The sequence below is a fragment of the Lentzea jiangxiensis genome (assembly GCF_900104175.1).
Lineage (GTDB): Bacteria > Actinomycetota > Actinomycetes > Mycobacteriales > Pseudonocardiaceae > Lentzea > Lentzea jiangxiensis.
In genome coordinates, this window is record NZ_FNIX01000002.1 from 611,124 (window position 1) to 628,421 (window position 17,298).

Sequence of the window (17,298 nt, forward strand, 5' to 3'; positions counted from 1 at the left end):
GTGACCTCCGCACGCGGGCTCCGGCCGGCGCGCTACGCGTTCGGGACCCGCCCGAGCAGGTGCCGCAACGCCGGTTCCAGCTCGGGGTACCGGAACCGGTGCCCGAGCTCCGCCAGCGCCGCGGGCCGGACGAGCTGGCTCGCCTCGGCCAGTTCCCCGGCACCCTGCTCGCCCAGCAGCACGCGCGGCCCGAACGCCGGCACCGGCAGCAGTGCGGGACGCCTCAGCACCTTCGCCAGGATGGCGGTGTAGGCGCTGTTGCGGACCGCGCCGGGAGCGACGGCGTTGACGGGGCCCGAGACCGCCGTGTCGTAGAGGGCGCGGTGGTAGACGTCGACCAGGTCGTCGATGCCGATCCACGACTGCCACATGCGGCCGTCGCCGAGCCTGCCTCCCAGGCCGGTGGAGAACAACGGGTAGAAGATCCTGAGCGTGCCGCCGGCGGGTGACTGCACCAGTCCTGTCCGGACGGTCACGACCCGCATGTCCGCGGTCGCGGCGGAGGTGGCGGCGGCCTCCCAGTCGGCGACCACGTCGGCCAGGAACCCCTCGCCGCGTTCGCTGTCCTCGGTGAGCTCCTCGTCGCCGCGGTCGGGCCCGTAGATCCCGATCGCCGAGGCGCTGACGAACACGCGGACGCCCGCGGCGGCGGCCAGCCCGGCGAGCGCCCTGGTCGGCCCCACCCTCGACGCCCGGACGGCACGCCGGTGCGACTCGGTGAAGCGCCCGGCGATCGAGGCCCCGGCCAGGTGCACCACCGCGTCCACACCGGACAGCAGGCCGGGGTCGGGCGCGTCGGGGTCCCACCGCCGCTCGTCCGGTCCGGCGGGGTCGCGGCGGACCAGCCGGACCACCCGGTGCCCGGCCGTGGTGAGGAACGGGCCGAGCGCCTTGCCGACGAACCCGCCGCTGCCGGTCACGGCGATCGTCATCGGCACGTCCCCGGCCCGGCGGGCGGCGGCCTGCGCGGCGAGGTCGGCCGCGACCTGCCGGTGCCGGTAGGCGAACATCTGCCGCAGGAAGGCCGCCGGAACGGGCGTGTCGACCCGGTCGGTCATCCGCGTCCGGCCGCCCTCGGCCGCGAACTCGTGGGAGTGCGTCCAGCGCAGCACCCAGCGCAGCGGCGCGGAGTCGAGCTCGTCGACGAACCTGTGCGGAGGCTCGTAGCCGCTGTGCCGCGCACCCCACCGCAGCCCGAGCGGGAAGCTCAGCACGGCGCGCCCGTCGTCGAGGGACTCCGCTTCCCGCACCACGCCGATCGGCTGCCACGGCGGGGAGAGCCGGTGGATCGCCCCCGGTCGTTCATGCCACGCGAACACCTCGTCGAGCGGAGCGTCGACGACGCTCGAGTAGATCAACGACATGGTTCAACGCTAGGTGAGCCGCTGCCCGGACGCTCAACGGGAGAACACCCGTTCGCCATCATGCAGACGCCGTCGGGCGGCCATAGCGTTGTCCGCAGTGACCCTGGAGACGCGAAAGGTGATCTCATGCGCCGCTTCACCGCCCCGGCGGCCGCCCTCGTGCTCGGACTCTCCCTCGTTCCCGCACCGGCTTCGGCGCAGGCGCCGGGCGCCGAGGTGCGTCCCGTGCGCTCGGTCGACCTCGAGCGCTACCAGGGCCGCTGGGTGCAGGTCGCGGCGATCCCGCAACCGTTCCAGGCGCAGTGCGCCCGCAACGACAACGCGGTCTACACCCTGCTGCCGCAAGGGCAGGTGCAGGTCGTCAACTCGTGCACGCGCGCGGACGGCGGGACGACGTCGCTGGAGGGCCGCGCACGTCGGGAGAGCCCTGGTTCGACGTCGAAGCTGCAGGTGTCGTTCGTGCGGACCACCGAGGGGTGGAACTTCGACCGGCCGGGGACCTACTGGGTCATCGGCCTCGACCGCGACTACCGCTGGGCCGTGGTGGGTGCTCCGGACCGAAGGTCGGGTTTCGTGCTCTCGCGCACGCCGGCTCCGTCCAAGAAGGACATCGCCGGTATGACGACGGCGTTGCTCCGCAACGGTTACGACCTGTGCGACTTCGAGATCACGGCGCAGGACGGCGGTGCACCGGAGTCCGTTCCGCTGTGCCCGGCCGGGTAGCGCCGTGGGAAAGCCGAGGGCCTCGTGAGCTCACCACCCCCGCCGACCGGCGTGCGGGACGACCCGCTCGCCCACGCTGCCTCGTCCCCGGCGTCCGGCCTGGGTGACCTGATGGCCGCCGTCGCCCGCGGTGACCGGACCGCGTTCGGCCGCGTGTACGACCTGCTCTCCGGCCCGTTCTACCGCCTGGTCCTCCTCAGGCTGCGCGCCGGTGACCAGGCCGAGCGCGAGGCGGTGGCCGAACAGGCCGCGCTGGACGCGTGGACCGGCGTCTGGCGCGACGCCCCGCAACTCCTCCGGCGGCGGAGCAGGGCGCTCACCTCCGCCGAGGCCACGGCCTGGGTCCTGGCCAGGGCGACCGGCTCCCCGGCGGCCTGACGCGAATCGCGGTTGACCTTCCAGCGGCTGCAAAGTCCAGGATTCACCGCATGGACACCAGCACCGGCCTGCTCACCATCGGCCAGCTCGCCCGCCGCACGGGCGTCTCGGCGCGCACGCTGCGCTTCTGGTCGAACGAGGGGGCGATCGAGCCGGCGGGCCGCTCGGCGAGCGGCTACCGGCTCTACGACGCCGCCTCCGTCACGCGCGTCGAGCTCGTCCGCACCCTGCGGGAGCTCGGCCTCGGCCTCGACGACGTGCGCCGCGTGCTCGAACGCCGGGTCACGGTGGCCGAGGTCGCCGCGGCGCAGGTGGCGGCGATCGACGCGCAGATCCGTTCCCTCAAGGTGAGCCGTGCCGTGCTGTCCACCGTGTCCGAACGGGGATCCACCACTGAGGAGATAGCACTGATGAACCGGCTGGCACGGCTTTCCGCCGCCGAACGACTCCAGATCATCGACGACTTCAAGGCCGAGGTGTTCGGTCCCCTCGACCTCGAACCACGGCTGCGCGAGCGCGTGCGGGAACTCGGCATCGACCTGCCCGACGACCCCACGCCCGACCAGGTGGACGCCTGGGTCGAACTGGCGGAGCTCGTGCAGGACGAGGGTTTCCGGGCGCGGATGAGGACCTTCCTCGCCCTGACCACCCCGTCACCGGGGCGGCAGGCGCCGCCCGGTGCGAGCATCTGGTGGGCCCGGCAGGTGGTGAACAGGGTGGCCCAGGTCAGGGGAGAGGGCGTCGCCCCCGACGGCCCCCGCGCGGCGGAACTGGTCTCGGCGCTGTTCGGCGACGCCGAGCCGGACGCGGTGCTCAGGGCCCTGGAAGCGGGGATCGAGGCGGGCGCGGAACGGTACCGCCTGCTCGTCGGCCGCGTGAAGGGACAACGCAAGGCACCGGACGCCACCGAAGAGCTGCTCTGGCTGGCCTCGGCTCTTCGGTGCGCGGTCGCGCGGAGCTGAGGCTCACGACCCGCGCGTGGCCGACTCGATCAGGGCGACGGTGACGCGCGGGTCGTCGACCTCGACGACCAGGCGGGCGTAGCGCTCGTCCGCCAGTTCGATCACCACGGCCTTGGCGGCGTCCCGCACGTCCCAGAAGATCCTTTCGCCCTCCTGGTGGAACGTGCCCGCGGTGATCACGCCCGGCAGATGGGTGCCCGGCGCGCGGATGCCCTTGCTCTGCTTGACGATCCCGGGGTCGACCGTGGCGCCGCGCACGTTGCGCAGCGGGATGGTGAGGCTGCTCTTCAGGGCCCAGAGCTTGTCCAGGCCTTCGATGGTGACCACCAGGTCGTGGTCCTGGACGGTGACGCGTGCCATTCGTGTTCTCCTGTTCTCATTCGCCCAGCCGGTGGGCCAACGCCCCGGCGAGGTCTTCTGTGGACGGTCCGGTCGCCCTGGCGCGCAGGCGCACCCCGAGCAGCGCGGCGGTGAAGGCGCTCGCCAGCGCATCGGGCAGCAGGCCGGCGAGGGCGCGGTCGAGATCGCCGAACGCCCGGGCGACCACCTCGGCGACCTCCGGGTCGTACGGGGCTCGTTCGACCGCCGAGACCAGCAGCAGGTCCAGTGGCGCCGCCGTGATCAGGCGTGCGGCCTGCTCCAGGTCGGCGGCGCTGCCGAGCGCCTCGGCCAGCGGACGCACGTGGTCGTCCGCGTGACGGCGCAGCGCCACCAGGTAGAGGCCCTTCTTGCTGCCGAACGTCTTGTAGAGGCTGTTGCGGTGCACGCCCAGGTGGGTCACCAGGTCGTCCACCGAGATCCCGTCGTAGGCGCGGGTGGCGAACAGCTCCACCGCCGCGCGCACCACGGTGTCCTCGTCGAACTGCCTCGTTCTTCCCATGCGGCCACCCTAGGCGATTCAGGAACGATCAGTCAAGAACGATCGTTCCCGAATTCGAGGTGGCTGCCAGAGGCCGGACCCGGTGACACATTCGGTGGAGCAGGCCGGTGACCTCCGCCTGGCGCGCGGCGCGTGAGATCGCGTCGTCGAAGAAGTGGTGCGGCTCAGCCGGCCACGTGGCCGAGGTCGCACCGCTGCGCGGCCTCCTGCAGGGCGCGCAGCGCGGCTCGGCACGCGGGGCGGTTCGTGCTGCTGTCGCGCCACAACGCGAACACCCGTCGCCGGGGCGTCGGCAGCAGCGGCACGAACCGGACGCCCTCCGGCGCCCGGCCGCGGCCGAGCCGGGGGATGATCGCGACGCCGAGCCCCGCCGCCACCAGTGCGAGCTGGGTGGAGTGCTCCGAGGCGGTGTGCCGGACCCGGCGGCCGATCCCGCTGCGGCGCAACGTGTTCTCGAGCCAGCCGTGGCAGAGCTCGTCGCTGGGCCAGCCCACCCAGTCCTCGTCGCGCAGCTCCTCCAGGGTGACCGCGGCCCGGTCGGCGAACGGGTGCCGGTCGGGCAGGGCCACGTCGAGGACGTCTTCGAGCACCGGGGCGCACGAGAGCCCGCCGGGGATCGCGAGAGGTTCCTCGGGCCAGTCCTGCACCACCGCGAGATCGACGTCGGCGTGCCGCAGCTGGGCGATCGACTCGACGGGCTCCAGCTCCACGAGCCGTGCCACCAGGTCCGGGTGCCGCTGTCGCAGCGCGTGCAGCATCGGCGGCACGAGGCCCCGCGCGGCCGTGGCGAACGCGGCCACGGCGAGGGTTCCGGCCACGGCTCCCCGGTGGTGGGCGAGGTCGGTCTCGACGAGCTCGACTTGGCGCAGCAGCCTGCCCGCGTGCTCGGCGAGCAGGTCGCCGACGTCGGTGAGCCGGATGCCGCGGCCCTGCTTCTCCAGCAGGCGCTGCCCCACCTCGCGTTCCAGCCTGGCCAGTTGCTGCGACACCGCCGAGGTGGTCACGTGCAGCGCCTCGGCGGCGCCGCGGACCGATCCCGTGGTGGACACCGCGTGCAGCGTCCGCAGGCGTTCGAGGTTCAACACATCAGCGATGCTACGCGGTAGCGCTAAGAATGTTTCGATTGTCTTAGCAAAGCCGGGTCGGCAGGGTTGGGGCCTGAACGAACCGACACTGCAAGGAGATCCCGTGCGTTCCGATCGGCACTTCGTCCTCGGTGGCGACCTTCCCGTGCACCGCCTGGGTTTCGGCGCCATGCGGATGCCCGCGCACGACCCGGCCGCGGCGCACGCCCTGGCCCGTCGCGCGGCAGACCTCGGCGTCACGCTCTTCGACACCGCCGACTCCTACGACCTCGGCCGCAACGAGGAACTGCTGGCCGAAGCCCTCCACCCGTACCCGGACGGCGTCGTCGTGGCCACCAAGGCCGGGCAGTGCCACCCCGGCGACGAGTGGATCCCGCTCGGGCGGCCGGAGTACCTGCGCCAGCAGGCCGAGCTGAGCCTGCGGCGGCTGCGGCTCGACCGCATCGACCTGTTCCAGTTGCACCGCATCGACCCCGAGGTGCCCCTGGCAGACCAGATCGGCGCGCTGAAGCAGCTCCAGGACGAGGGGAAGGTGCGCCATGTCGGGCTGTCCGAGGTCTCCGTCGACCAGATCGTCGAAGCCGGCCGGATCACGCCGGTCGTGAGCGTGCAGAACCGCTACAACCTCGACGACCGGCGGTGGGAGGACGTGCTGGTGCACTGCGAGCGGCACGGCATCGCCTTCCTCCCCTGGCTGCCGATCGCGCCGAGCGTGCGGCCGGGCTCACCGGTGGCCGGGGTCGCCCGGCGGCTCGGCGCCACCGCGGCGCAGGTCGCGCTGGCGTGGCTGCTGCGCCGCTCGGAGGTCGTGCTCCCGATCCCGGGCACGTCCTCCCCGCGCCACCTCGAGGAGAACGTCCGCGCGACCGACCTCGAGCTGTCCGACGAGGACTTCGCGCTCCTCGACCGGCCCGCCGCGCTGCTGTGACCCGAACTTCCTCCAGCGTCCTTCGGAGACCACCTCGACGGAGCCGTCGTCGACCTTGATGGCGGTCTGCTCGTCGATGGCGTACGCCGGGACGCCGAGGCCGGCGGCCCACTCCTCGGCGTGCGCCAGGGTGTTGGTGGGGAAGGCGTCCAGGTGGGGGAAGATCGAGAAGTCGACCACGCCGAGGGTGCGGTCGTCCGGTGCGGACGGCCACTCGACGAAGTACGTGCCGATCCTCGGCGTCAGCACCATGCTCCCCGCGCTCACACCCACCCACACCGTGTCGGGCAGCGAGGGCAGCAGGTCGGCCAGCCCGGACTCCCGCAGCCAGTGGCAGAGGTAGGTCGCGTCGCCGCCGTCGACCAGGAGCACGTCCGCCTCCCGCACCCAGGGCACCCAGCGCTGAGGGCCGATGCTGGGCAGGGCGGTCAGCTCGAGGACGCCGAGCGACGCCCAGCCCAGGCCGGAGAGGTGCCGCGACCCGGCCTCGGCGGCGACGAACCCGCGCACCGATCCCGGACCGCACAGCGGGTGGCCCCACTGGGCGGTCGGGACGCACAGGGCGTGGCACTCGGAGATCGGTTTGCGCAGGAGCCGCACGAGCGCCGAGTGGATGCTGGGGTTCGTGACGCCACCCGCGGTGAGCAGGAGCTTCACGGCAGGCCTCCGGAACGTTCGGGGGAGGGGGACGTCCCGGTAGACCCCCGGCCGGGCCGGAACTCATCGCGGCGCCGGCTCAGCCGGGCACCTCGTCCAGGTAGGCCTTCGCCTGCAGCGTGAACAGCTCGGCGTACCCGGCCCCGGCCGCCATCAGCTCCTCGTGCGTCCCGTACTCGGCGACCCTCCCGTGCTCCAGCAACAGGATCCGCTCCGCCTGCCGCACGGTGGAGAACCGGTGCGAGATGTAGAGCGTGGTCCTGCCCTCCGACAGCTCCCGCAGCCGCGAGAACAGGTCGTGCTCGGCCCGCGCGTCCAGCGCGGACGTCGGCTCGTCGAGCACCAGGATCGGCGCCTCGCGCTGGAACGCCCTCGCCAGCGCGATCTTCTGCCACTCACCGCCGGACAGGCTGACGCCCTGGTCGAACCAGCGGCCGAGCGGGGTGTCGTAGCCCTGGGGCAGCCGCTCGATCCGTTCGGCGGCGCCCGCGCGGCGGGCCGAGTCCTCGACGTGCGGCCGGTCCTCGAGGCGGGTCAGGTCGCCGAGGCCGATGTTCTCCGCCGCCGTGCCCTGGTACGTCACGTAGTCCTGGAACATCGCGCTGATCCGCGTGCGCAGCTCGACAGGGTCGTACTCGCGGATGTCCACGCCGTCGAGCAGGATGCGGCCGTCGGTCGGGTCGTAGAGCCTGCAGAGCAGCTTGAACAGCGTCGACTTGCCCGCGCCGTTGCGGCCCACGACCGCGACCGTCTCGCCGGGCCGGATCTCGAAGCTGACGTCGTCGAGCGCCGGTTCGTCCGAGCCCGGGTAGCCGAAGGTCACCGAGTCGAACTCGATGTGCCCCTCCACCGAGGACGGCACCGGCCGCGGCGACGGCGGGGCGGTGATCGCGGGTTTCGTGTCCAGGAACCGGTAGAGCGTGTCGAGGTACAGATTGTTCTCGTACATCCCCGAGAACGCCGTGAACAGTCCGGACACCGAGGTCTGCACCGAGGCGGCCGCGGCGGTGTAGAGCGCCAGGTCGCCGAGCGTGAGCCGTCCGCCGACCGCTTCGAGCGCGATGTACAGCGTGATCGCCGAACCGGCCAGCGTGCTCAGCAGCCCCCAGGACGTCGAGCTGATGTTGCGGTTGACCGTGAGCTTCCGCTGCCGCTCGTAGGAGACCGTGCCGAGCCGGCGGAACCGGTCGACGAAGTACGGGCCGAGCCCGAAGAGCTTGGTCTCCATGGCGTAGGTGTCCGTCGTGACCAGGGAGGACAGGTAGTCCATGCGCCGCTTGATCGGCGACATGACGAAGGTCAGCCAGAATGCCCGCGTGCCGTACCGCGACTGCGAGATGAACGCCGGGATCGGTGCCACGAGCGCGACCAGGGCCAGCAGCGGGCTGATCGAGACGAGCAGCGCGACCATGCTGCCGAACGTGATCAGCGTCCGCAGCAGTCCCAGCGCGGAGTTCATCATCGACAGCGGCCGCGTCGGTGCCTCCTGCGCGGCCTGCCGCAGCACGTCGTACGACGCCGAGCCCTCGAAGTAGGCGAGGTGCAGGTCGCTGGCGTGCGCCATCACCCGGTGGCGGATGGTCAGCGTCATGCGCTCCTGCAGCAGCGACTGCGCGATCGACGTCAGCGCGCTGCTGACCGCGGTCGCGGCCAGCACGCCGAACTGCAGCAGCGCGACGTCCACGATGTCGCGCGTGGTGCCGGTGCCCTGGATCGCCGCGACGACCGAGTCCAGCAGCAGCTTCGCGATGTAGGCGGTCGCGGTCGGCAGCAGGCCCGACAGGAGGGTGATGAGCGCCAGGACGACGGTCAGGACCGGGCTCGCCTGCCACGTCAGCTTCGCGACCTTCGGCAGGCCGCGGACGGTGCCCGCCACGGACGTCCTCACGCGCTTCAGCCGGGAGCGCAGGTCCTTCGGCCCGTCCTCCGGCGTGGCCTCGGGGATGTCGACCGGCCCGGTGAGCCCGCTGTCCGGCACCGTCGTGGCGCGCCGCCGCCGGCCGCGCCGGCTCAGCACGAACTCCAGGCCGCCCCCACCGCCCGGCATCATCCGGCCTCCACGGCGCCGTGCAGGAAGAAGTCGACCACCTGGCGCGTGGTTGGCGAGTCGGCGGACGCCGTCCGGCGCCCGCCGGACAGCAGGGCCAGGAAGAGGGCGGCGAGCTGCTCGGGCGGCAACCTCAGGCGGTCGGCGTCGGGCGCGAAGAGCTCGGCCAGCGCCTCCCGGATGGCGGCCATCGACTCGCGGCGCCCGCCCTTCCAGGTACCGCGCTGGTCGGAGTCGCGGGGCTTGAGCCGCCCGGAGGCGCGCAGAGCGCCCATCAGGGCACCCATCCGCTCGAGGTGCGCGCCGAGGGCGTCGGCGGCGTCGACGAGGCGGTCCTCCAAGGGGCGGTCGAGGGGAATCTCGGCGATCGCGTCGAGCACGTGGTCGGGCTTGAACGCCTCTGCCGTGCAGGCGTCGAACAGCTCGTCCTTGTCCTTGAACGCGCGGAAGACGGTGCCCTCGCCGATGCCCGCGGCGCGGGCGATCTGGCTGCTCGTCACGGTGGTGCCGTGCTCGACGAGGAGCGGCAGCACCGCGTGCACGATCATGGCGCGCCGGTCCTCGGCGCTCATGCCCGGCGCTCGGCGCCGGGTCTCGGGTGCTGGTGTCATGCGCCCATCCTGCGGAGTGAGCGCTCACTCCGTCAAATTGTTTCGGGTCACCCCGCCCGTGACACGGCCGTGTCGTCGCCCACCGTGAGGATCGAGGGCCGCGCGACGCGACCAGCAGTCGTCATGCGCCCAGCCGAACACCGGTGCCCGCCGCAGGTACCGTCTGGCCGTGACCACAACCTGCGAACACGTAGCGGAGCTGGGCCCCGACCCCGCTCCCTCCACCCCGGAGGGGTGCGAGGACTGCCTGTCCACCGGCGGCAGGTGGGTGCACCTGCGCCTGTGCCTCGGCTGCGGCAAGGTCGCCTGCTGCGACTCCTCACCCGCCAAGCACGCCTCGAAGCACTTCGCCGACGAGGGCCACCCCGTCATCCGCTCGTTCGAGCCGGGGGAGAACTGGCGCTGGTGCTTCGTGGACGACGCGGTCGTCTGATCCTCGCGGCGGGGTGCGTCGCACGCCGCCGGACCGTCGCGTGGGGAAGCTGTGGCCCGATCGAAGGTTGGCGCCCCGCCGGGCAGGGCATCCGGGTGCAGATCACCGGAACGTTCGCCGTCGAAGGAGGACCAAGTGGGCACCGACGACAAGATCGACGCCAACGCCGACCAGCTCAAGGGCAAGGTCAAGGAAGGCGTCGGCTCCCTCACCGACGACGAGGGCCTGGAGGCCGAAGGCCAGGGCGACCAGGCCAAGGGCCACCTGAAGGAAGGCGTCGAGAAGGTCAAGGACGTCTTCAAGAAGGACTGAGCAGGTCGGGATGAGGACCCAGGCCCGCGTGGGACGTCAGCACAGGACCCGGTAGTCGTAAGGCGGCAGATCGGGGTCGGCGTCCCACTCGGCCTGGGTGAGGCCCCGGCGGACGAGTCCGCCGGGGATCGGCTGCCGGGGACGACTCACATCCCACAACGTGACGACGCCGTTGAGGAATCCGGTGGCTGGCAAGGGTTTGGCCGGCGAGAACGCCGCCACCACCTGGGCCGTCGGGCCGGCACCACGACTCGGCCGTTGCGCGGGTTCCAAAAGCGGACGAGCCCGTTCTCACTGCCGACGGCTCTCCGCCTTTCTGCAGGAATACTGTCACGCGTCCAGGTCGCGATTGCTGTGACGGGAGAGCGGTGGCAGGCAAATACGCACCCCTGACGGCCTACCTCGTGGATGCGGCCGGGCACGGTCGAGAGAACGTCGAGCTGTCGTTCGCCGAGCTCGCCGACCTCGTGGGCGGTCTTCCGCCGTCGGCGTTCGAGCACCGGGCGTGGTGGGCCAACGGCACGTTGTCCCAGCAGTCGGCGTGGCGCGGCGCCGGGTGGTCGGTCGACTTCGTCTCCCTGCACCGCCGCCGCGTGCGGTTCGCTCGACATGCCGCTCCGTCGGCCGCTTCGCCCCGGAGCCCGCGCGATGTCAGGCCGGTTGAACTACCTCTCGACGAAGACACCCCCGCTTTGGACGTCCGCGTGCGTTGCATGTGGAGGTTCGCCGGTGAGGTCGGGTTGTCGGGCGGCAAGCTGGTCTTCCCGAGCCTGCCCGGCGTGGCCGCGATCTACCGCTTGACGCTGAACGGCCTGACGGGGAGGCCTCGAATCTACGTCGGCGAGACCGACAACCTCCGTCGTCGCGCCGGCAATTACCGCAATCCTGGTCCGACGCAGCAGACGAGCCAGCGGCTCTACGACGAGCTCGTCCGGCATCTGGCGTCGGGCGGCACGGTCAGCCTGTCCGTGGCCACCGAGGCCGAGATCGAAACGGGCGGCCTCCGCTCCGCACTGCCCCTGACGCGCAAGACGGCCCGCGTTCTCGCAGAACACGCTGTGCTCGCTCTGGCCTACGTCGACGACGCGGTGGACATCCTGAACGCTGACCGAGGGGTGGAGTGACGGGCCGCTGCTCGTCGGCGAGGCCTGGCACCGCCTCTCGTACGATGACACCATGTTCGCCCTCCTGCGGTCGGTGTGGGACGAGCCCCGGCCGGCTCGGGGCGCGGCACGGCTCTGGTGGGACTGGGCGCTCGTCGTCGTCCTGCTGCTGATCGCGGCACTCGAAGCGGTGCTGCGTCCCGGTTTGGAGACGAGGGCGGGCTCGCTCGCCGTGGCGGTGGCGTTGCTGCCGTTGCTGCTGATACGTCGAACCAGGCCGCTGGTGGCGGTCGCCGGGGCGTTCGGGGTGGCCGCGGTCGCCTCGCTCGTGTTCGCAGGCGAGCCCGAGCTCGGCGTGCTGGTGTTCATGGTGCTGTTCCCGTACTCGCTGTTCCGGTGGGGGTCGGGACGTGAGGCCGTCATCGGGCTGGCGGTCATGCTCGGCAAGGTCGTGCTGTCCGCGGTGCTCGGGTACGTCGGCGCGGGTGAGACCGTGGCCGGGGGTGCGGTGCTCGGGGCCGCGTGTGCCGCCGGGGCCGCGGTGCGGTACCGGGGGCGGGCGCGGGCTCGGGAGTTCGAGCAGGTCAAGTTGCTGGAACGGGAGCGGCTGGCGCGGGATCTGCACGACACGGTGGCGCACCACGTGTCGGCGATGGCGATCCGGGCGCAGGCGGGGCTCGCGCTGGCGCCGGCGCGGCCCGAGGCGGCGGTCGAGGCGCTCGCGCTGATCGAGTCGGAGGCGTCGCGGGCGCTCACCGAGATGCGCACGATGGTGAGAGCCCTGCGCCGCAACGACTCCGCGGACATGGCGCCCAGTCCGGGCGTTGCCGACGTCGCGCTGCTCGCCAGTCACGGGAAGCCCGGCCCCGAGGTGGACGTGCGGATCGACGGGCCCGTCGGCGACCTGCCCCGGTCGGTGGGCACCGCCGTCTACCGGCTCGCCCAGGAGGCCGTCACCAACGCGCGGAGGCACGCCCGGCACGCCACCCGCGTCGAGGTGCGCGTCACCGTCGGCGACTCGTCGGTGCGCCTGCGGGTGAACGACGACGGCGACTCCGGCACGGCGGCGGGGGAGGGGCACGGGCTGATCGGCATGAAGGAGCGCGCGAGCCTGCTCGGCGGGAGCTGTGAGGCGGGACCCGGTGCCGGCCGGGGCTGGACCGTGACCGCCGTGCTGCCGCTGACGGGAGCGGGCCGGTGAGCGTGCGGGTCCTGGTCGCCGACGACCAGGAGATCGTCCGCACCGGGCTCGCGATGATCCTCGGCGCCCAGGAGGGCATCGAGGTCGTCGGGGTGGCACCGGACGGGCGGCAGGCCGTGGAACTGGCCAGGCGCCTGCGGCCCGACGTGTGCCTGTTCGACATCCGGATGCCGGAGGTCGACGGCATCGAGGCCACCCGCCTGCTCACCGCGTCCGGCGCCGCCGACGCACCGGCCGTCGTCGTGATCACCACGTTCGACCTCGACGAGTACGTCTACGCCGCGTTGCGCGCGGGTGCCAAGGGGTTCCTGCTCAAGGACGCCGGTCCCGCCCTGCTCGCCCAGGCCGTCCACGCGGCGGCCGCCGGCGACGCCCTGATCGCGCCGAGCGTCACGGCGCGGCTGATCGAGGCGTTCGCCGACACCGGGCCCGCGGGACCGGACGTGCGGCCGGCCGAACCGCTCACCGAACGCGAGGAGCAGGTCCTCGCCGCCGTCGCGGGCGGGCGCACCAACGGCGAGGTCGCCCAGGAGTTGCACATCACGCTCAGCACCGTGAAGTCGCACATCGCCAGCCTGATGGCCAAGATCGGTGCCAGGAACCGGGTCGAGATCGCCATCTGGGCCTACGAGACCAGGCGCGTCCGAGGCGGGTTCCGGCCGCGATCAGCCGAAAGTACGACGACGGCGCCCGACCATCGGCCAGGATGATCGAAGCCTTTCCGCCGATGAGGTGACGACCCCGCACACGCCACGATCTGGTGCATGACCTCCACCAAGCGGGACGTGCTCATCCCGGCCGCGATCCTCCTCTTCAGCGTCGTCCCGGTGCTCGGCGGCGTCCTCCGGCTGGCCGAGCTCGGCGGCGGCGCGGAGATCACGCCGGACAACGCGCGGTTCTTCGCCTCACCCGTTCCGGTGGTGGTGCACGCCATCACCGTCAGCGTGTACTGCCTCCTCGGCGCCTTCCAGTTCGCTCCCGGGTTCCGCCGGCGCAGACGCGGCTGGCACAGGGTTTCCGGACGAGTCCTGGTCCTATGTGGACTGATCGGGGCGCTGTCCGGTCTGTGGATGACCGCGTTCTACCCGAAACCCGACGACGTGGGCGCCTTCCTCACCGGCACGCGACTGGTGTTCGGCACGGCCTGGGCGGTGTTCCTCGTCCTCGGCCTCGCCGCCGTCCTCCGCCGGGACATCTCCGGGCACCGGGCGTGGATGATCCGCGGGTTCGCGGTCGGGCTGGGCGCCAGCACGCAGGCCGTGACGATGGGACCGTGGATCGCGCTCGCCGGCCCGCTGGACCGGCACAGCAAGGCGGTGCTCATGCTCGCGGCCTGGCTCGTCAACCTCGCCGTGGCGGAGTGGATCATCCGCCGTCCCGCTCGCACCGCCGGTCCGCTACGCGCCCGGCTGGCGGTGGGGGAGAACCGGTGAGGGCGGTCGCCCGGCCTCACCGGCGGTCGAACGCCCTCAGCAGCTTCGCCGGGGCCTTGAGCCGCCACGCCTGCTCCACCAGCTCGGCGAGCTGCCCGGAGTCCACTTCGGCCAGATCGACCAGGATCGCGCCGTACCTGTCGTAGTGCGGCGTCGTGAAGAACGCCGGGTCGCCGGACGCGAGCAGCGCCGCCTTCTCGTCCAAGCCGCACAGCAGCACGAGCCCTCCCTCGGCCTCGCTGCGCAGCCGGGCGAAGCCCTTGCCCGCCACCTTCAGCGCCGGCGTCCGGTACCAGGTCTCCTCCTCGACCTCCGGCAGTCGCGAGGCCAGGGCCACCACGTCGTCCCAGTTCGTCATGGTCGCCATCGTCGCAGCGCACCGGCGCGTCCGGCTTGGACGAATGGAAACTCGCGGAGGGGTGACCAACGGCGTGCGACTGGGTACTCGTGAGCGGCCGGAGCGCACGCTCCGGCGCCGGGAGGTCACATGAGTGCGCAGCTCGACATCAGCCTGCTGACCTGGCTGCTGACGATCGGCCTGGTCGTGGCGCTGCTCGCGGTCGACCTGGTCGTCGCGGCCAAGCGCCCCCACCACGTCGGGATCGGCGAGGCGGCCGCGTGGTCGGTGGGTTACGTGGCGATCGCCATCGGGTTCGGCGTCTGGTTCACGCTGCACTACGGCGGTGGGCCGGGCACCGAGTTCTTCGTCGGCTACCTCGTCGAGAAGAGCCTCTCGGTCGACAACCTGTTCGTCTTCGTGATCATCATGTCGACCTTCTCGGTGCCCGACCGGCACCGGCACAAGGTGCTCACCTTCGGCATCGTGCTGGCGCTGGTCATGCGAGGGATCTTCATCGCGCTCGGCGCCACGCTGCTGTCGCTGTTCTCGTTCGTGTTCCTGCTGTTCGGCCTGCTGTTGATCTACACGGCGGTGCAGCTGTACCGGCACCGGGACGAGGACCCCGACATCGAGGACAACGTCGTGGTCAAGACCTCGCGCCGGGTGCTGCCCGTGACGGACGACTACGCGGGCGGCGACCTGTTCACCCACGAGGGTGACAAGCGGATGGTGACGCCGCTGTTCGTCGTGCTGATCGCGATCGGGACCATCGACCTGCTGTTCGCGCTCGACTCCATCCCGGCGGTCTTCGGCATCACGTCCCAGCCGTACGTCGTCTTCGCCGCCAACGCCTTCGCCCTGCTGGGTCTGCGCGCGTTGTTCTTCCTCGTCCAGGGCCTGCTGGACCGCCTGGTGTACCTGTCGGTCGGGCTGTCGCTGATCCTGGCGTTCATCGGGGTGAAGCTGATCCTGCAGTGGGCGCACGAGGACGTCAGCAAGAGCGTGCCCGAGATCCCCACGCTGCTCAGCCTCGCGGTGATCGCCGTCGTGCTCGCGGTCGTGACGGTGGCGAGCCTCGTCAAGACGAAGCGGGACCCGTCGGTCAAGGCCCACCCGGCCTCGCTGCGGACGCGCCGGGCGTCCGCCGGGCGCTCGGAGAAGGGACAGCCCCAGGCAGCGGATCGCCGGTCGTCCTAGCCGCGGCGCCCCGACGGGTGTCCTGCCCGGCCTGCCCAGCGCTCCACAGGGTGAAAACCGGCTGCGCCACGCCGGGCCGGGTGTTTACCTGGTCGGCATGACGAGCTGCGGCCGTGCGCCGGCATCCCTGTCCCGCGAACGGGTCCGGTCCGGTGTCCGCTGACACCGCGACGGCGCGACCCGATCTCGGCGCCGGGCTGCGCCGCGTGCTGGTCGTCCTGTGCACCACCGAGATCATCAGCTGGGGAGTGCTCTACTACGCCTTTCCGGTGCTGCTGCCGACCATGAGCGCCCGGACCGGGTGGTCGCTCGCGGCGATCACGGCCGGGTTCTCCGCGAGCCAGGTCGTCGCGGGCCTGGTGGGCATCCCGGTGGGCGGGCTGCTCGACCGGCACGGTCCGCGCGCCGTCATGACCACCGGCTCGGTGATCGCCGTGCTCGCGCTCGTGGCACTGGCGAGCGCGAAGTCGTTGGTGTGGTTCACCGCGGCGTGGCTGCTGGCCGGTGTCGCGATGGCCGGTGTCTTCTACGCACCCGCGTTCGCCGCCCTGACCCGCTGGTACGGGTCGCGCCGGGTGACGGCCCTGACCGCGCTGACCCTGGTCGCCGGTCTGGCGAGCACCGTGTTCGCGCCGCTCGCCGCGGTGCTGAACGACCGGCTCGACTGGCGCGGCACCTACCTCGTGCTCGCCGCTTTCCTGGCGGTCACCACGATCCCGCTGCACCTGTGGGGTCTGCGGCTGCCGTGGCCCGCGATCGAGCACGAAACCGTCCACACGCCGTCGGCGGTGGCGCGCAGCAGGCCGTTCCTGGTGCTCGTGGTCGCGATGAGCCTGGCCGCGTTCAGCGTGTACGCCGTCGTGATCAACCTCGTCCCGCTGCTCACCGAACGCGGCATGACCACCTCGGGCGCGGCTGTCGCCCTCGGCCTCGGCGGTGTGGGCCAGGTGCTCGGGCGCCTCGGCTACGCCAGGCTGGTCGCGAGGACCTCGGTGCGCGCCCGCACCCTGGCGGTGCTCCTCGTCAGCGCGGCGGTGACGATCCTGCTCGGGCTCGTTCCCGGACCCGCGCTCCTGCTGATCACGGGCTCGGTGCTCGCCGGTGTCACGCGCGGGATCTTCACCCTGGTGCAGGCGACGGCGATCACCGACCGGTGGGGCGCCGTCCACTACGGACAGCTCAACGGCCTGCTCACGGCACCGGTCATGCTCACCGCGGCCGTCGCGCCGTGGGCGGGCAGCGCACTCGCGGCGGCACTGGGCGGTTTCCCGGCGGTGTTCGTCGTGCTCGGGCTGATCGGGGTGCTGGCGGCCGCGCTGTCCACCGCGAGCGTGCCGCGTTAGCCCACCGGTCCTCGGTCACCTGCGGTGGCGGATCCCGGCGTGGAGGAAGGTGCCCCGGCGAAGGCGACCGCGAGGCCCGCCCACCCGCGCTGGTTCGCGGCCATCACCGACTCGTACTGGTCCTCGGTGAGCTCGCGGACGACGGCGCCGTCCTCGGACTCCACGTACTTCCCGTTCCGCTGCTCGAAGCTCCCGGCGGTGGTGTCGGTCAGCAGCGGGTGGGCGAAGAGGAAGGCGCCGCCCAGCAGGGCGATCGTCACGGTAGGGCCGGGAAACCGTTCCCCGGCCGCAACGGCGATCT

The 17,298-nt window shown here is 72.1% G+C and carries 20 protein-coding genes and 1 pseudogene; 12 read left to right on the forward strand and 9 right to left on the reverse strand.

The genetic code is table 11. The features are described from left to right. Positions 1 to 32: 32 nt before the first annotated feature. On the reverse strand, positions 33 to 1,364 hold the full coding sequence (locus BLQ91_RS10455) for a TIGR01777 family oxidoreductase (RefSeq protein ID WP_090096515.1): 1,332 nt from the start codon (positions 1,362 to 1,364) through the stop codon (positions 33 to 35). 126 nt (positions 1,365 to 1,490) lie between these two features. Here BLQ91_RS10455 and BLQ91_RS10460 point away from each other — a divergent pair, with 126 nt between their 5' ends. The 3 genes from BLQ91_RS10460 to BLQ91_RS10470 are packed head-to-tail and all read left to right on the forward strand — an operon-like array spanning position 1,491 to position 3,427. Further along, positions 1,491 to 2,087: a lipocalin family protein gene (locus tag BLQ91_RS10460; protein WP_176959656.1), complete on the forward strand. Its 597-nt coding sequence runs from the start codon at positions 1,491 to 1,493 to the stop codon at positions 2,085 to 2,087. A gap of 24 nt (positions 2,088 to 2,111) precedes the next feature. Further along, positions 2,112 to 2,465, forward strand: coding sequence for a sigma-70 family RNA polymerase sigma factor (locus tag BLQ91_RS10465; RefSeq protein ID WP_143022579.1), 354 nt, complete (start codon positions 2,112 to 2,114; stop codon positions 2,463 to 2,465). Positions 2,466 to 2,515: 50 nt separating this feature from the next. Then, positions 2,516 to 3,427 carry a helix-turn-helix domain-containing protein gene (locus tag BLQ91_RS10470; protein ID WP_090096518.1) on the forward strand — a complete coding sequence of 304 codons (912 nt, stop codon included), beginning with the start codon at positions 2,516 to 2,518 and terminating at the stop codon, positions 3,425 to 3,427. 3 nt (positions 3,428 to 3,430) lie between these two features. Here the strand turns inward: BLQ91_RS10470 and BLQ91_RS10475 are convergent, their stop codons facing one another. From BLQ91_RS10475 to BLQ91_RS10485, 3 genes are all read right to left on the reverse strand, one after another. Next, complete coding sequence (locus tag BLQ91_RS10475; RefSeq protein WP_090096519.1) at positions 3,431 to 3,787, reverse strand: hypothetical protein; 357 nt, start codon at positions 3,785 to 3,787, stop codon at positions 3,431 to 3,433. A 16-nt stretch (positions 3,788 to 3,803) separates the two neighbouring features. Beyond that, positions 3,804 to 4,307, reverse strand: coding sequence for a TetR/AcrR family transcriptional regulator (locus BLQ91_RS10480; protein WP_090096520.1), 504 nt, complete (start codon positions 4,305 to 4,307; stop codon positions 3,804 to 3,806). 164 nt (positions 4,308 to 4,471) lie between these two features. Beyond that, positions 4,472 to 5,392 (reverse strand): LysR family transcriptional regulator, encoded by a 921-nt coding sequence (locus BLQ91_RS10485; protein ID WP_090096521.1) that lies wholly within the window; start codon positions 5,390 to 5,392, stop codon positions 4,472 to 4,474. A gap of 169 nt (positions 5,393 to 5,561) precedes the next feature. Here BLQ91_RS10485 and BLQ91_RS10490 point away from each other — a divergent pair, with 169 nt between their 5' ends. Continuing rightward, a complete protein-coding gene (locus BLQ91_RS10490; protein WP_245733340.1) occupies positions 5,562 to 6,320 on the forward strand; it encodes an aldo/keto reductase in 759 nt (252 codons plus the stop codon). A 42-nt stretch (positions 6,321 to 6,362) separates the two neighbouring features. Here BLQ91_RS10490 and BLQ91_RS42555 read toward each other — a convergent pair. The 3 genes and pseudogenes from BLQ91_RS42555 to BLQ91_RS10505 all read right to left on the reverse strand — a co-directional run. Next, positions 6,363 to 6,977, reverse strand: a pseudogene (locus BLQ91_RS42555) (Type 1 glutamine amidotransferase-like domain-containing protein); the annotation flags it as partial. 79 nt (positions 6,978 to 7,056) lie between these two features. Further along, a complete protein-coding gene (locus BLQ91_RS10500; RefSeq protein WP_090096764.1) occupies positions 7,057 to 9,003 on the reverse strand; it encodes an ABC transporter ATP-binding protein in 1,947 nt (648 codons plus the stop codon). A 20-nt stretch (positions 9,004 to 9,023) separates the two neighbouring features. After that, complete coding sequence (locus BLQ91_RS10505; protein WP_090096523.1) at positions 9,024 to 9,596, reverse strand: TetR/AcrR family transcriptional regulator; 573 nt, start codon at positions 9,594 to 9,596, stop codon at positions 9,024 to 9,026. Between the two features lie 208 nt (positions 9,597 to 9,804). Between BLQ91_RS10505 and BLQ91_RS10510 the strand changes: the two genes are divergently transcribed. The 6 genes from BLQ91_RS10510 to BLQ91_RS10540 all read left to right on the forward strand — a co-directional run bounded on the left by BLQ91_RS10510 (position 9,805) and on the right by BLQ91_RS10540 (position 14,117). After that, complete coding sequence (locus BLQ91_RS10510; RefSeq protein ID WP_176959657.1) at positions 9,805 to 10,068, forward strand: ubiquitin carboxyl-terminal hydrolase 14; 264 nt, start codon at positions 9,805 to 9,807, stop codon at positions 10,066 to 10,068. 135 nt (positions 10,069 to 10,203) lie between these two features. After that, positions 10,204 to 10,380 (forward strand): CsbD family protein, encoded by a 177-nt coding sequence (locus tag BLQ91_RS10515; protein WP_090096525.1) that lies wholly within the window; start codon positions 10,204 to 10,206, stop codon positions 10,378 to 10,380. A 368-nt stretch (positions 10,381 to 10,748) separates the two neighbouring features. Then, entirely contained in the window at positions 10,749 to 11,504 is a 756-nt protein-coding gene (locus BLQ91_RS10525; protein ID WP_143022580.1) for a DUF7662 domain-containing protein, read from the forward strand. Positions 11,505 to 11,556: 52 nt separating this feature from the next. Then, positions 11,557 to 12,684 carry a sensor histidine kinase gene (locus BLQ91_RS10530; RefSeq protein WP_090096528.1) on the forward strand — a complete coding sequence of 376 codons (1,128 nt, stop codon included), beginning with the start codon at positions 11,557 to 11,559 and terminating at the stop codon, positions 12,682 to 12,684. Next, on the forward strand, positions 12,681 to 13,394 hold the full coding sequence (locus tag BLQ91_RS10535; RefSeq protein WP_090096529.1) for a response regulator: 714 nt from the start codon (positions 12,681 to 12,683) through the stop codon (positions 13,392 to 13,394). The genes BLQ91_RS10530 and BLQ91_RS10535 overlap by 4 nt, the downstream gene beginning before the upstream one ends. Positions 13,395 to 13,448: 54 nt before the next feature. Next, on the forward strand, positions 13,449 to 14,117 hold the full coding sequence (locus BLQ91_RS10540; protein ID WP_090096530.1) for a DUF2306 domain-containing protein: 669 nt from the start codon (positions 13,449 to 13,451) through the stop codon (positions 14,115 to 14,117). A gap of 16 nt (positions 14,118 to 14,133) precedes the next feature. Here the strand turns inward: BLQ91_RS10540 and BLQ91_RS10545 are convergent, their stop codons facing one another. Continuing rightward, complete coding sequence (locus BLQ91_RS10545; protein ID WP_090096531.1) at positions 14,134 to 14,475, reverse strand: MmcQ/YjbR family DNA-binding protein; 342 nt, start codon at positions 14,473 to 14,475, stop codon at positions 14,134 to 14,136. A gap of 129 nt (positions 14,476 to 14,604) precedes the next feature. Between BLQ91_RS10545 and BLQ91_RS10550 the strand changes: the two genes are divergently transcribed. After that, positions 14,605 to 15,654, forward strand: coding sequence for a TerC/Alx family metal homeostasis membrane protein (locus tag BLQ91_RS10550; RefSeq protein ID WP_090096532.1), 1,050 nt, complete (start codon positions 14,605 to 14,607; stop codon positions 15,652 to 15,654). A 152-nt stretch (positions 15,655 to 15,806) separates the two neighbouring features. Further along, a complete protein-coding gene (locus BLQ91_RS10555) occupies positions 15,807 to 16,997 on the forward strand; it encodes an MFS transporter (RefSeq protein ID WP_245733312.1) in 1,191 nt (396 codons plus the stop codon). Here BLQ91_RS10555 and BLQ91_RS10560 read toward each other — a convergent pair. Beyond that, positions 16,994 to 17,257, reverse strand: coding sequence for a hypothetical protein (locus tag BLQ91_RS10560; protein WP_090096533.1), 264 nt, complete (start codon positions 17,255 to 17,257; stop codon positions 16,994 to 16,996). The two genes, BLQ91_RS10555 and BLQ91_RS10560, sit on opposite strands and share 4 nt — an antisense overlap. Between the last annotated feature and the right edge of the window lie 41 nt (positions 17,258 to 17,298).

What these genes read in the sequence shown, in the direction of transcription:
- BLQ91_RS10455 (WP_090096515.1), bottom strand. Translation starts at nt 1,364, where the DNA reads ATGTCGTTGATCTACTCGAGCGTCGTCGACGCTCCGCTCGACGAGGTG.
- BLQ91_RS10460 (WP_176959656.1), top strand. Translation starts at nt 1,491, where the DNA reads ATGCGCCGCTTCACCGCCCCGGCGGCCGCCCTCGTGCTCGGACTCTCC.
- BLQ91_RS10470 (WP_090096518.1), top strand. Translation starts at nt 2,516, where the DNA reads ATGGACACCAGCACCGGCCTGCTCACCATCGGCCAGCTCGCCCGCCGC.
- BLQ91_RS10475 (WP_090096519.1), bottom strand. Translation starts at nt 3,787, where the DNA reads ATGGCACGCGTCACCGTCCAGGACCACGACCTGGTGGTCACCATCGAA.
- BLQ91_RS10480 (WP_090096520.1), bottom strand. Translation starts at nt 4,307, where the DNA reads ATGGGAAGAACGAGGCAGTTCGACGAGGACACCGTGGTGCGCGCGGCG.
- BLQ91_RS10490 (WP_245733340.1), top strand. Translation starts at nt 5,562, where the DNA reads ATGCGGATGCCCGCGCACGACCCGGCCGCGGCGCACGCCCTGGCCCGT.
- BLQ91_RS10505 (WP_090096523.1), bottom strand. Translation starts at nt 9,596, where the DNA reads ATGAGCGCCGAGGACCGGCGCGCCATGATCGTGCACGCGGTGCTGCCG.
- BLQ91_RS10530 (WP_090096528.1), top strand. Translation starts at nt 11,557, where the DNA reads ATGTTCGCCCTCCTGCGGTCGGTGTGGGACGAGCCCCGGCCGGCTCGG.
- BLQ91_RS10540 (WP_090096530.1), top strand. Translation starts at nt 13,449, where the DNA reads ATGACCTCCACCAAGCGGGACGTGCTCATCCCGGCCGCGATCCTCCTC.
- BLQ91_RS10545 (WP_090096531.1), bottom strand. Translation starts at nt 14,475, where the DNA reads ATGACGAACTGGGACGACGTGGTGGCCCTGGCCTCGCGACTGCCGGAG.
- BLQ91_RS10550 (WP_090096532.1), top strand. Translation starts at nt 14,605, where the DNA reads ATGAGTGCGCAGCTCGACATCAGCCTGCTGACCTGGCTGCTGACGATC.